We start from the raw sequence: 12,385 nt of genomic DNA, 5'->3' as shown, positions 1-12,385 counted from the left end.
TTATATTAATCAAATAATATTAGTAAATGATAATTAGGTAGCATTTAAATAATATTAATTTTCCATAAGTTGTTGCAATTAAAAAGATCGCTCATTATAATAATTCAATAAAAGCGGGCGTAGCTCAGTGGTAGAGCGTCTCGTTGCCAACGAGAAGGTCGTGGGTTCAAGTCCCATTGCCCGCTCCAAATTAAGGAAATTTATGGATGATTTAGCTAACAAAAAATGTATACCTTGCGAGGGAGGAATACCAGCATTTGATAAGAGTGAGATTCATAAATATTTAAAAAAAATTGACGGTTGGGATGTTAAAGAAGACGAAAAAAAAAATTTTTATTTATTTAAAGAATTTAAATTTGAAAATTTTTTAGAAAGCCAATCTTTTATAAATAAAGTCGGAGAAATTTCAGAAAAAGAGGGTCACCATCCTGATATAGCTTTTGGATGGGGGTATGCAAAAATTAAAATATTTACTCATGCTATACAAGGATTGGCAGAAAGTGATTTTATACTAGCTGCTAAGGTCGACAAAATTTGCTAGTGATTAAAGTGACGTGATTTTGAAAAGACTAGAATAGTTCTAGTTTCATTAGCGTATTTTATTATCTCTTTATCTCTAACAGAGCCGGATGGTTGAATTACAGCGGTGACACCAGATTGTACTAAAGTTTCTATACCATCAACGAAAGGAAAAAAGGCATCTGAAGCAGCTAAAATTTCTCCACCTATATCAGAATTAAATTTTTTTAATTTATCAATTGCTATTTTACAACTATCTAATCTACTGGGTTGACCAGAGCCTATTCCTACTGTTGTGCCTCTATGAGTTAAAACTATTGCATTTGATTTTACAAATCTACAGATATTGAAAGCAAAAATTAAATTATTTAATACTTTTCTAGTTGGTTTTAATTTTGAAACTACCTTAAAATTTTTAGTTGAAAATTTAATATCATCAGAGCTTTGAAGGAGCAACATGTTAAAATCGTTTTTAAAATTTTGTAAATTTTTATTTTTAAGATTACTCGAATCAATTAGTCTTAGATTTTTTTTTCGTTTAAAAATTCTTAGTGTTTCTTTATCAAATCCATCTGCTATAATTACTTCAAAGAACATTTTGTTAATTTCTTCTGCTACCTTTTTTTTAATTTTAAAATTACAAGAAACAATGCCCCCAAATGCACTTATTGGATCGGATTTAAGTGCAAGTTTAAAACTTTCCGCTTTATTTGTTTCAATTGATACACCGCATGGATTAGCATGCTTGACAATTACTGTTCCTCTATTTTTCGGCAAAGTCTTTGATATTCTTAAAGCAGCAAATATATCGCTATAATTATTATAGCTTAATTTTTTACCGTTTAATTGTTTTAATTTATAGTCTCCATCAATATAAACCGAGGCTTCTTGGTGAGGGTTTTCTCCATATCTAAGTTTCTCATGTAATTTAAAAGCGAATGTTTTTTTCTTCGGAAAACTATTTTCTGTAACATTATTAAAATAATTAGCAATATTACTGTCGTAAGAAGCTGTTGCATTAAATGCCTCGGAGGAAAGTTTTTCTCTCAATTTTAAACTTGTAGAGCAATTATTTTTCTGTAAATGATGAATTACTTCATCATACTGCGAAGGATCAGATACTATAGCTACATCTCTATAATTTTTTGCTGCAGCTCTTACTAATGCAGGTCCTCCAATATCTATATTTTCGAGAATTTCGTTATGATTATTAGTTCTCTCTAAAGCCTTCTTAAATGGGTAAAAATTCACCACAACTAAATCAATTTCCCGAAAGTTATTTTTAACGGACTCTTTTTTATGTTTGGTATTATTTCTTTTCATTAAAATTCCAGCATGGATTTTGGGATTTAATGTCTTTACTCTACCATCAAGAACCTCTGGACTTTTTGTATAATTTGAGATCTCAATAGTTTCAAAACCTAATTTCTTAATTTCTTTGTACGTTCCACCTGAACTCAAAATTTGCACATGATTTTTTTTTAAGATTTTTAATAGGTTTTTTAATTTTTTTTTATCATAAACAGATATAAGTGCTCTCTTAATTTTTTTCATGCAAGTCTTTCAATTTCCCATTTCATTTCTTGTGTTTCATTTTTTACTATACCAGAAATAAGTATATTTTGATTTTCCAAGAACTTATTTTTTTTTCCAAAAAATAGACCAGTTTCGTAATTAATACTATGCTCTGCTGATTTAAATTTCCAGGCTTCATTATTACACTCAATAAAAATCGTTTTTTTATCTTGCGTTTTCATTACTCTTGCTTGGGGATCTAAGTGAAACCTTATCTCAAAGTTCATTTCTTTACCCTTTTTTTTTCTTATAATTTTATCTAATCCAACAAATTTATTTTGATCTAAAAGACACTCAATTTTTCTTGAGTGAATAATCCCATATCTTTTAAGATAACCATCATGCTCAGCGCTTATAATCCAATGGTTTTTTTTAACATTAATATTTTTCCTAGTAACTCTCGTTGTACTATCGACATATGAAACTCCACTAGATTTTTTAATGAACTGAGTAGAAGAACAGTTATTTAAAATTAGAGTGCTATGACATGCTGTACTTTTTGAAATTAGATTTAATTGGTGTTTAAAGTTTTGAAAATAGCCCGAATTTGAAACAATTCTTTCTCCATTATAAGATATTTCAAAAGACAAAGTGCCAGCTTGATAATTCTCTGAAAATTTCTTTTCAGGAGTAGCACCCAAATCTATTGCTAGAGAAAGTTTTTTGTTATTTAAAAAGGCATAGCCACCTACTTCAAAACTTTCGCTCTTGAAATTATAACCCAATCTTTTTAAATAATTATCAAAATTCACATTATTTGAAATTTGACTACCATTAAATAAGAATGTTGCTGCAGAGTCCTTATTGATTAAATTATAAGCCTGACCTAAATGATAAATAATTTCATCTAGATATTCTGGAATATCGTTTTGCGATTCTTTCAGCCATTCTCTAATCAAAATAAAATATTTTAAAAACAGAGTGAGTTGCCGCAAATTTCTTGATTTTGGGAAACCATACCTATCGAATGTATTCCTTATAATTCGATTTAAAAGACTTAAACCATAATTAAGAAATTTTGTTTTATCATTAAATGATACACCTGCTAATATTACTGCAGCGCAGCCAATTATTTTGTCATCAATTTTTTCTGATCGATCGATCTCATTAATAAGATGATTAACTTGTTTTTTTATTAAATAATCAAATTCATTTTTATAAATTTCATCACTACTCTCATATGTTATTTTTGTATTTGAAATCCAGGATATTATTCTTTTGGATAATAAATCGATTTCCCAGCTATCAGCATTATAGTTATGATACTTTTTAAACCATTTAAGTAAAATGTTTTGTACATCTTTCTTTGACGAATTAAGATCAAGTGTGAACAACCAGAAAAAACTGTGTAATTTTTTAAAATCTTTTTTTGAAACTTTATTATCTGACCACACATTATTAAGTGAAAAATCACTAATATTTTTTCTTTTTTTAGAATACTTTATAATTCCATCTAAAAGACTTGGACTAGGCTTGTAATCTAAATGATTAGAGTCAATTTTAGATATCTTATTGTTATAAATATTAGACTTTAAGTAAATTTTTCTTAATTCGGTGAAAATGAAAAAAAAAAATTGATTAATGTAAATTAATGAATTTTTTAAAAGCATATTACCCAGTTCTCAAAGCATCAATATTTTTTTTTATATCACCGTTGTTATTTTTAAATATGGTTGTTCCAGATACAAGAATATTTGCTCCAGCTTTTTTGACTAATTTAGAGTTATCAAAATCTATACCACCATCAACTTCTATATCGAACGCTAGCTTTTTTTCTTTTTTAAGTTTTGATAGATCTTCAATCTTACTTAGAACTTCTGGCATAAATTTTTGGCCACCAAAACCCGGATGTACACTCATAACTAAAACAAGATCTATTTTATCCAGGAAGTCTTTAACTAAATCAATTGGAGTTTGCGGATTTAAAGAGACTCCAACTTTTTTTTTTAGTTCTTTAACCAGACCAATTGTTTCATGCATACTTTCAGTTGCCTCGGGGTGAAATGTAATTATATCAGCGCCTGCATTAGAAAAACTCTCAATATATTTATGAACCGGCGAAATCATTAGATGAACATCAAATATTAGATTAGTATGTTTTCTCAAAGATTTTATCACTGGGGGTCCAATTGTTAAATTTGGCACAAAGTGTCCATCCATCACATCTACATGAATCATGTCAGCCCCTGCATCTTCAAGTTTTTTAATTTCTAAACTAAGCTGACTAAAATCAGCAGATAATATTGAAGGTGAAATTTTAATTTTTTGCATTGATAACTTTAACTAGTAGTATCAATAAAATTTTTTAATTTGAATTAATTTTTACCAAAAATTTGATAAATTTGGATTGCGATTTCGCTTTCCAATGGAAAAGATAGCATACCCATTACAGAATAACCTAGCAGATATGGAAAAAGGTAAAATCTAAACATGTAAAAAAACCATGCGACATATAGTGGAACGAGGGGTCTTACAATGAAAGATGGAGTAATAAACCTAAACAGATTTATTAGGGGATCTGTCAATTTTACAAAAACCTTCATAAAAAAAAAGTTTGAGTCTTCCCTTTGAAATATATTCATTGCAACTCTACCAATGAGTGTCCACATAATTACTCCCATTACATAGTCAATTAGATATACTAAAGGATGAAAGTTAGCAGACATAGTGTTCTTGATTTGAAGTTAAAGGGGCGAATAATTCGCCCCTTTAAAAATAGATTTAATTAGTGTTGTTTGCCAAGTACAGTTTTACCGCTTGGTACACGTACTTCGTCAACCATTCTCTGTGTAGCTGCATCTGGTGCTTTAGTCATTAAACTTACCACAACCATAGAAACTAAACTTACTAATGATCCAACAATACCGAATGTTAATTGCGTAACACCCCAGAATCCTGCTCCACCAGTTCGTACCCAAATTAAGTACGCTGTTCCTGAAGCTAGACCAAGAAGCATTCCAGCAACTGCACCCTGTGCATTAGCTCTCTTCCACCATACACCAAGTACAAGTGGGAAGAATAACCCTGACATTGCAAAGTCAAAAGCCCAGATAACCGAACCTAAGATACCTTGAATTTCAAGAGCCGCAATTGTTGCTCCAGCAAAACCAATTAATACAAGTAATACTCTTGCAACAATTAATCTTTTTGCTGTTTCAGCTTTAGGGTCAATGATCTTATAGTATAAGTCATGAGATAAAGCGTTCGCAATTGCTAAAACTAATCCATCAGCAGTAGACATGGCAGCAGCCATACCACCTGCAGCAACTAGTCCTGAAATTACATAAGGTAATCCAGCTATTTCTGGTGTTGCTAATACAACGGCTTTACCACCCATGAAAAACTCGTTTAACTCAAGAGTTCCATTTCCGTTAAAGTCGCTGACAAACATTAAGTTTGCTTGGTTCCAGTTTTGGTACCAGTCTAATGCTTGAACATCAGCAATTGATTTACCAATAATTCCAGTTGCTAAGTTTGGATCCATTAATGAAAGCTTAGATAATGTAGCTAACATCGGCGCTGAAGAATATAATAGGAAGATAAAGAATAATGACCAACCTACTGATCTTCTAGCTGATTTAACACTTGGAGTAGTAAAGTATCTCATCATAACGTGAGGTAATGAAGCTGTTCCAGCCATCATACAAACCGCCAATGAAATAAATTTCCAAGGTGTTGTGTTTACATCCGAGTGAGCTTTAGTTATTCCAGCTAAACCTTTTGGTACTGTAGCTAAATCAGCTGCAGAGTTTTTAACAGTTCCTAGACCAAACTGAGACTCAAGTTCAGCAATTCTAGCAACTTCATCTGCTAACATAAAGTGCGGAAATACACCAGCACCTAATTTGTTACTGATCCAGAATACAGGTAACAAGTATGCAATAATCAATACAATGTATTGTGCAACTTGTGTCCAAGTAACTGCTCTCATTCCACCTAGCATAGAGCACATTAAAATACTCGCTAGACCAACATAAACTGCAATCCCAAAAGGAATATCTAATGCAACTGATGCAATAGTTCCTGTTGCATTGATCTGTGCAGTCACGTAAGTGAATGAAGCAACTGTTAGTACTAATACAGCACATAGTCTTGCCGCGTTACCACCGTATCTTGTACCAATGAAATCTGGCACAGTATAGCAACCAAACTTTCTCAAGTAAGGTGCAAGCAGTGATGCTACAAGAACGTATCCACCAGTCCATCCAACTAAAAGCGCCATGTAACCATAACCTTTGAAGTAGATACCACCAGCCATTGCAACAAACGATGCTCCTGACATCCAGTCAGCAGCAGTTGCCATACCGTTAAATACTGTTGGAACCTGTCTTCCAGCTACATAATACGCGTCAACTTGAAGTGTTCTAGATAGATAACCAATTAGTGCATAAATTAAAACTGTAAATGCCACAAAAAATATTCCTATTAATTTTGCAGACATTCCAGCTTGTTCAGCTATTGCCATTAAGATTATGAATACAAGGAAACCTCCTGTGTATGTTCCATAAATCTTAGGCAAGTTGTCTATAAATTTACCTTTAAACATTAGTCATCCTCCTTTTCAGAATAGCCGAACTCTTCATCAATCTTTTCTTGTCTTCCCGCAAACCAAAAAATTAGTATTACGAAAATTCCAAGAGAACCTTGACATGTAAACCAGTACGTTAAAGGATATCCAAATGGTCTAATGTTAGATTCTTGCATTTCGGCTCCGAAGAAAAAGATGCCAATTGAGAAAACAAACCAAATTGCTAATGTTACAAAAAGCAATCCCCTGGTTTTTTCCCAGTGTTGTTGTTGTTTTGACATTTTTTTGCCTCCCTATAGGTTAAAAGATGAAACTTTACTCAAAATGAAGTAGATTGAAAGACTTAATATGATCGAAAATAGGGGTTTTTTGTCATACAATACAACCACAGGTATATAAATGGTTTTAAAGTATAAGTTTAATTTAAAGGACATATCTATAGAGGATTTCAAGGTTTATTTTTTAGCTTTATTCAAATCTATCCTACCTAAAAAAAAAATTAAAAATTTGTCTGATTTAGAAACTTTTATTCAAAAAAAATCAGCCTGGGTTTCTCAAGTTACACTTTATAGCTATCTTAAAACAAGAATGGGAACTAAATATGTACTTCACTTTGATAATGAGAAACTATTGTCATCGATAAACAAAGCTAAATGGAATATTTATTCAGTAGCGCTTCAAGATTTAACTTTTTTTAGTTTCTCTTATCTAAATGTTTTTTTTTAATTATGATGACATAATTAAATCAAAAGATATTTTTTTTTCAATTTTAGATAAAGAAAAAATTAATGGAATGCCAGATGATGTTTTCAATAGTGCTAAAAAATCCTTTGAGGACAGGTTTCAAAAAGTTGATTGGAAAAAATATCACAACAGTTTACCTTTTAACGAAAGCGCATTAGCTTTATATCACTGGGCACCAATAGCTGATGAATTAAAAACTTTAGATAGAAAAATTGTTCTTAATTCAATGATTTTAAAGTGGGATAATATTAAAGACGAATTTACAAGACTTATAAATATTTAAATATTTTTTCTATCGTTTACTAGGCTCTCAACAACACTTGGATCTGCTAATGTTGTTGTATCCCCAAGTTGTTCATGTTCATTTGCTGCAATCTTTCTTAAAATTCTTCTCATTATTTTTCCTGATCTTGTTTTAGGTAAACCAGGTGAAAAATGAATTAAATCTGGGGTAGCGATTGGGCCAATTTGTTTTCTCACCCAAAGTTTTAAATCTCTCTCTAAATCACCACTAGGGCTTTCACCCACATTAAGAGTTACATAACAGTAAAGACCATTACCTTTTATGTCATGTGGATACCCGACAACTGCAGCCTCAGCTACTTTTGGATGAGCAACAAAAGCGCTTTCTATTTCAGCAGTTCCTAGATTATGACCTGATACAATTATTACATCATCAACTCTACCAGTAATCCAATAATATCCATCTTTATCTCGTCTACAACCATCCCCCGTAAAATATTTTCCATCAAACTGTGAAAAGTATGTTTCTATAAATCTATTATGATCTCCATAAACCGTTCGCATTTGACCAGGCCATGATTGAGAAATACAAAGTCTTCCTTTTGCTTCTCCTTTTAAAACTTTTCCATCTTGATCTACAATAGCAGGTTTTATTCCATAAAATGGCTTAGTTGCAGAACCAGGCTTTAGGTCAATTGCACCAGTTTGAGGACTTATCAAAATTCCACCAGTTTCAGTTTGCCACCAAGTATCCACAATAGGACATCTCGAATCCCCAACTGTTTTAAAGTACCATTGCCAGGCTTCTGGATTTATTGGTTCTCCTACAGTTCCTAATAATTTAAGAGTTTTCCTTGAAGTTTTTTTAACCGGCCCTTCACCCTCTCTCATTAAAGCTCTAATAGCTGTTGGTGCAGTATAAAAAATGTTTACTTTGTACTTATCAACTATTTGCCACCACCTTGATGTATCTGGATAAGTAGGAATTCCCTCAAACATAATTGTAGTTGCACCATTTGCAAGTGGACCATAAATTATGTAGCTATGACCTGTTATCCAGCCAATATCTGCTGTACACCAATAAATATCTTTAGGCTTATAATTAAATATGTATTGATGAGTCATGGATGCATAAACCATGTAGCCTCCAGTTGTATGTAAAACTCCTTTTGGCTTACCAGTAGATCCCGATGTATATAAAATGAAAAGAGGGTCTTCAGCGTTCATTTCCTCTGGTTCGCATGTTGAGGATGCTTTTTTAGTTATCTCGTGGTACCAAACATCCCGGCTTTCATCCCAATTAACTCTATTTCCAGTTCGTTTAACAACTATACATTTTTTAACATTTGGGCAGTTAAGTAGAGCTTCGTCAGTAATTGATTTCAAAGGGATTATTTTTCCACCTCTAAGTCCTTCATCCGCAGTTATAACGTAATCTGATTTACAGTCGTTGATTCTGCCAGATATGCTATCTGGTGAGAACCCACCAAAAATAATAGAATGTATAGCACCAATTCTTGCACAAGCCAGCATAGTGTAGGCAAGCTCGGGTATCATTGTTAAATAAATTGTAACTCTATCACCTTTTTTAATACCCAAGTTTTTTAGAGCATTAGCTGTTTTGGAAACTTCGTTATGAAGTTGTTTATATGATATTTTTTTTTGAACTTTTGGATCATCACCTACCCATATAATTGCAGTTTTGTCTTTATTTTTCTTTAGATGTCTATCTACACAGTTAGCTGATGCGTTAAGTGTGCCGTCATAAAACCACTTTATATGAACATCTGATTTACTATACTTAATATCTTTAATTTTAGTGTAAGGTTTTATCCAAGTAATTCTCTTACCTTCTTTTTTCCAAAATTCGTCATTTTGTTTAATTGATTGATTATACTTTTTTTCGTATTGTTTTTTATTTACTAAAGCTTTTTTAACCCAGTCAGATTTTGTTTTAAATATTGTTTCTTGACTTGCGTTTGTACTAATTACTTTTTTAACGACTCTTTTGTTTTTTTTTAAACTTTTTTTTCTTTTACTTTTACTTTTTACCTTTTTTTTCTTTTTAGGAGTTTTTCTTTTATTTCTTCTTTTTGGTCTTTTAGCCATTTTTTTTATTTTTATTAAGTATCTTACTCATCTTATTTATAATTTTCCAGCTTTTAGTATCAATTGGCATAACCGATAACCTGCTCTGTTTAATAATCGCTAAATTTTTAAGATCTTTATTTTTTTTAATCATTTCAAGACTTACTGGGTTATCAAGATATTTTTTAAAGCCCACTTTGACCGCAACAAACTTTTTTGATTTATCTGTAGGATCAATAAAAGCCTCTTTTACAACCTCAACAACCCCTACAATTTCTTTCCCAATGTTGGAGTGGTAAAAAAAACAAAGATCACCGATCTTCATAGTTTTTAGATTTTTTGCAGCCTGATAATTTCTTACACCATCCCAAATAGATATCCCATTTGATGTTTTTTTTTGTTTATCTATGGACCAGACATCGGGTTCAGATTTAAGTAGCCAATAATTCATATAATTTTACGTAAGATTTATTTATATTAAAAAAAATTATAACATATTAAAATGGATATAAAAATTGCAAACATAATTAATCTTTTCTAAAAAGAAATTTTAATGAAGCAAAGTTAAAATGTTTAGAGGTCCAAAACTCTTATAAAAATAATCAGCCTTTAAAAAATTTCGAAATATAATATTTAAAGTTTCACTCCAGCGCCTTTTAAAAAAGCAGCTTTATTATCTAATGGCCATCTTGGTTTTGCAGGATGATTTAGATTATCAAATTTTTTTAATTTTAATTTTTCTAATCCTGCCATCGCAATCATGGCTGCATTATCTCCACATAATTCTAAAGGTGGAAAAATTGGATTAAATTTTTCTTCCAAACTTACGTCAATTAACGTTTTTCTTATACTTTTGTTTGCAGCCACACCTCCAGCTACTACAAAAGTATTTTGATTTGTTTTACTTATATCTCTGAACTCTTTAAATGCGATTTTGGATTTTGCATACAATATATCTTGAATTGTTTTCTGAAACGAGGCTGCTAAATCATTTCTATCCTCATCATTTTTCACCAATTTAGATATTTTAAGCACTGCAGTTTTCAAACCAGCAAATGACATATTACATCCACCTTTTTTTAATATTGGTTTTGGTAATTTAAATCTTTCTGGATTCCCCTTCTTAGCAAGCTTTTCTAAATAAGGGCCACCTGGAAATTCTATTCCAATCATTTTGGCAGTTTTATCAAATGCTTCTCCTAGAGCGTCATCAATTGTAGTTCCTAATCTTTTGTACTTGCCGTATTTTTTAACACTTAAAAATTGAGTATGTCCCCCAGATATTAGAAGAAGCAAATAAGGAAACTTTAAATCAGTAACTAATTTTGGACTTAAAGCATGACCTTCTAAATGATTTATAGCCACGAAAGGTTTATTCAAGCTCAATGCTAAAGATTTTGCAAAATTTAGACCAACGGATAAGCATACAATCAATCCTGGACCGGCAGTTACAGCTATACAATCCATTTCAGATAAATCTTTACCGCTATCCCTAATAGCTTTATGAACAATTAAGTCTATCTTTTCTATATGTGACCTTGCTGCTAACTCTGGAACCACTCCACCAAATTCTTTATGAACTTCTATTTGGCTCGAAACTACATTTGATAAAATATTGGGTATTGTACCTGTATTTTCCTCAATTACAGCTGCTGCAGTTTCGTCACAACTGGTTTCAATACCAAGAATTAATGTTTTTTTTTTCATTATTTTTTTTTAATGATAATACAATTCAGTTATAAAATTTCAGTATAAAATATTAAATGAGTAGAAAAAAAATTATTATCGGAACAAGGGGAAGTAAATTAGCAGTAATATATGCGGATATCGTAAAAAAAAAATTACTTGAATTACAAAACAAATATAATTTTGAAGATGTATTAGTTCAAAAAATTAAAACAGATGGTGACAAAATACAAGATGTAAGACTTTCTGATATGGGAGGAAAAGGTTTATTTTCAAAAAAAATTGAGGAACAATTGATAGAAAATAATATTGATTTAGCAGTTCATGCCTTAAAAGACATGCCATCTTTAGAGACCAAAGGGTTATCTACTGAATGTTTTTTAAAACGTAATGATCCTAGGGAAGTTTTAATTACAAAAAACAATAAAATTTTGGAAAAACAAAAAAAAGGAGCAATAATAGGGACCTCTTCTTTAAGAAGGGAATTTCAAGTTAAGAGAAAAATTAATAATTTTAATTTTAAACTAATAAGAGGAAACGTAGATACTAGAATTAAAAAACTTAAGGATGGTTTATATGATGGAATTATTTTATCGTTCATCGGATTAAAATTTTTAGGTTTAGAAAAAAATGTTTCTCAAATATTTTCTACTTCAGATATGATACCAAGCGTTGGACAGGGAGTAATTGCAGTTCAATGTCGCGAGGATGACTTGGAGATAAGAAGTATTCTAGAAAATCTTAACCACGATGAAACTAAAAAATGTGTAAATACTGAGAGAAATATTTTAAAAATTTTAGAAGGAGACTGTGATACGGCTATAGGCGCATATGCAAAAGTAGAGAATGGAAAAATATATGTAGAAGCCGAACTTTTTTCTTTAGATGGATCAAAAAGATTTTATGTAAAGTCCTCAAAAGAACTAAAGTATGCAGACCAACTCGGAGAAGAAGTTGGAAAAATATTGAAAAAAAAATCAAAAGAGTCACACAAAAAATAAT

13 protein-coding genes and 1 tRNA gene are annotated in these 12,385 nt (G+C 31.1%); 5 read left to right on the top strand and 9 right to left on the bottom strand.

Annotated elements, in window-relative coordinates; translation table 11 throughout:
- Window positions 1–113 precede the first annotated feature (113 nt).
- Window positions 114–188, top strand: a tRNA-Gly gene (locus AMN73_RS01200).
- 14 nt (window positions 189–202) lie between these two features.
- Entirely contained in the window at window positions 203–541 is a 339-nt protein-coding gene (locus AMN73_RS01195; RefSeq protein WP_075534480.1) for a 4a-hydroxytetrahydrobiopterin dehydratase, read from the top strand.
- Here AMN73_RS01195 and purH read toward each other — a convergent pair.
- From purH to AMN73_RS01165, 6 genes are read right to left on the bottom strand one after another with little or no spacing between them, the layout of a single operon-like run.
- Window positions 538–2,073, bottom strand: coding sequence for a bifunctional phosphoribosylaminoimidazolecarboxamide formyltransferase/IMP cyclohydrolase (gene purH, locus AMN73_RS01190; RefSeq protein ID WP_075534479.1), 1,536 nt, complete (start codon window positions 2,071–2,073; stop codon window positions 538–540). The genes AMN73_RS01195 and purH overlap by 4 nt on opposite strands.
- Entirely contained in the window at window positions 2,070–3,704 is a 1,635-nt protein-coding gene (locus AMN73_RS01185; RefSeq protein WP_102133234.1) for a heparinase II/III family protein, read from the bottom strand. The genes purH and AMN73_RS01185 overlap by 4 nt, the downstream gene beginning before the upstream one ends.
- A 1-nt stretch (window position 3,705) precedes the next feature.
- Window positions 3,706–4,365: a ribulose-phosphate 3-epimerase gene (gene rpe / locus AMN73_RS01180; RefSeq protein WP_075534478.1), complete on the bottom strand. Its 660-nt coding sequence runs from the start codon at window positions 4,363–4,365 to the stop codon at window positions 3,706–3,708.
- Between the two features lie 44 nt (window positions 4,366–4,409).
- A complete protein-coding gene (locus AMN73_RS04620; protein ID WP_075534477.1) occupies window positions 4,410–4,760 on the bottom strand; it encodes a YggT family protein in 351 nt (116 codons plus the stop codon).
- Between the two features lie 59 nt (window positions 4,761–4,819).
- A complete protein-coding gene (locus AMN73_RS01170) occupies window positions 4,820–6,640 on the bottom strand; it encodes a sodium:solute symporter family protein (RefSeq protein WP_075534476.1) in 1,821 nt (606 codons plus the stop codon).
- On the bottom strand, window positions 6,640–6,903 hold the full coding sequence (locus AMN73_RS01165; RefSeq protein ID WP_075534475.1) for a DUF4212 domain-containing protein: 264 nt from the start codon (window positions 6,901–6,903) through the stop codon (window positions 6,640–6,642). Before AMN73_RS01165 ends, AMN73_RS01170 begins: the two co-directional genes overlap by 1 nt.
- 118 nt (window positions 6,904–7,021) lie before the next feature.
- Between AMN73_RS01165 and AMN73_RS04545 the strand changes: the two genes are divergently transcribed.
- The gene (locus tag AMN73_RS04545) at window positions 7,022–7,348 is read left to right on the top strand and encodes a hypothetical protein (protein WP_256997820.1); all 327 of its coding nucleotides are present in this window, start codon (window positions 7,022–7,024) and stop codon (window positions 7,346–7,348) included.
- Window positions 7,335–7,649: a hypothetical protein gene (locus AMN73_RS04540; protein WP_256997819.1), complete on the top strand. Its 315-nt coding sequence runs from the start codon at window positions 7,335–7,337 to the stop codon at window positions 7,647–7,649. The genes AMN73_RS04545 and AMN73_RS04540 overlap by 14 nt, the downstream gene beginning before the upstream one ends.
- Here the strand turns inward: AMN73_RS04540 and acs are convergent.
- The 3 genes from acs to tsaD all read right to left on the bottom strand — a co-directional run bounded on the left by acs (window position 7,646) and on the right by tsaD (window position 11,404).
- Complete coding sequence (acs, locus tag AMN73_RS01155; RefSeq protein ID WP_082254565.1) at window positions 7,646–9,718, bottom strand: acetate--CoA ligase; 2,073 nt, start codon at window positions 9,716–9,718, stop codon at window positions 7,646–7,648. The genes AMN73_RS04540 and acs overlap by 4 nt on opposite strands.
- Entirely contained in the window at window positions 9,711–10,148 is a 438-nt protein-coding gene (locus AMN73_RS01150; protein WP_075534474.1) for an EVE domain-containing protein, read from the bottom strand. The genes acs and AMN73_RS01150 overlap by 8 nt, the downstream gene beginning before the upstream one ends.
- Window positions 10,149–10,330: 182 nt before the next feature.
- The gene (tsaD, locus tag AMN73_RS01145) at window positions 10,331–11,404 is read right to left on the bottom strand and encodes a tRNA (adenosine(37)-N6)-threonylcarbamoyltransferase complex transferase subunit TsaD (RefSeq protein WP_075534473.1); all 1,074 of its coding nucleotides are present in this window, start codon (window positions 11,402–11,404) and stop codon (window positions 10,331–10,333) included.
- Between the two features lie 56 nt (window positions 11,405–11,460).
- Here tsaD and hemC point away from each other — a divergent pair, with 56 nt between their 5' ends.
- Window positions 11,461–12,384: a hydroxymethylbilane synthase gene (hemC, locus tag AMN73_RS01140; protein WP_075534472.1), complete on the top strand. Its 924-nt coding sequence runs from the start codon at window positions 11,461–11,463 to the stop codon at window positions 12,382–12,384.
- Window position 12,385: the final 1 nt, after the last annotated feature.

Source organism: Candidatus Pelagibacter communis (assembly GCF_001179965.1).
GTDB lineage: Bacteria > Pseudomonadota > Alphaproteobacteria > Pelagibacterales > Pelagibacteraceae > Pelagibacter.
Note: the sequence above shows the minus strand (reverse complement) of the source record. Positions and strands in the feature narration are given on the sequence as shown.

Excerpts from the sequence above, each read along its gene's own strand:
- acs (WP_082254565.1), bottom strand. The coding sequence starts at position 9,718 with ATGGCTAAAAGACCAAAAAGAAGAAATAAAAGAAAAACTCCTAAAAAG.
- purH (WP_075534479.1), bottom strand. The coding sequence starts at position 2,073 with ATGAAAAAAATTAAGAGAGCACTTATATCTGTTTATGATAAAAAAAAA.
- AMN73_RS01165 (WP_075534475.1), bottom strand. The coding sequence starts at position 6,903 with ATGTCAAAACAACAACAACACTGGGAAAAAACCAGGGGATTGCTTTTT.
- AMN73_RS04620 (WP_075534477.1), bottom strand. The coding sequence starts at position 4,760 with ATGTCTGCTAACTTTCATCCTTTAGTATATCTAATTGACTATGTAATG.
- AMN73_RS01170 (WP_075534476.1), bottom strand. The coding sequence starts at position 6,640 with ATGTTTAAAGGTAAATTTATAGACAACTTGCCTAAGATTTATGGAACA.
- AMN73_RS01150 (WP_075534474.1), bottom strand. The coding sequence starts at position 10,148 with ATGAATTATTGGCTACTTAAATCTGAACCCGATGTCTGGTCCATAGAT.
- AMN73_RS04540 (WP_256997819.1), top strand. The coding sequence starts at position 7,335 with ATGTTTTTTTTTAATTATGATGACATAATTAAATCAAAAGATATTTTT.
- hemC (WP_075534472.1), top strand. The coding sequence starts at position 11,461 with ATGAGTAGAAAAAAAATTATTATCGGAACAAGGGGAAGTAAATTAGCA.
- tsaD (WP_075534473.1), bottom strand. The coding sequence starts at position 11,404 with ATGAAAAAAAAAACATTAATTCTTGGTATTGAAACCAGTTGTGACGAA.
- AMN73_RS01185 (WP_102133234.1), bottom strand. The coding sequence starts at position 3,704 with ATGCTTTTAAAAAATTCATTAATTTACATTAATCAATTTTTTTTTTTC.
- AMN73_RS01195 (WP_075534480.1), top strand. The coding sequence starts at position 203 with ATGGATGATTTAGCTAACAAAAAATGTATACCTTGCGAGGGAGGAATA.
- AMN73_RS04545 (WP_256997820.1), top strand. The coding sequence starts at position 7,022 with ATGGTTTTAAAGTATAAGTTTAATTTAAAGGACATATCTATAGAGGAT.
- rpe (WP_075534478.1), bottom strand. The coding sequence starts at position 4,365 with ATGCAAAAAATTAAAATTTCACCTTCAATATTATCTGCTGATTTTAGT.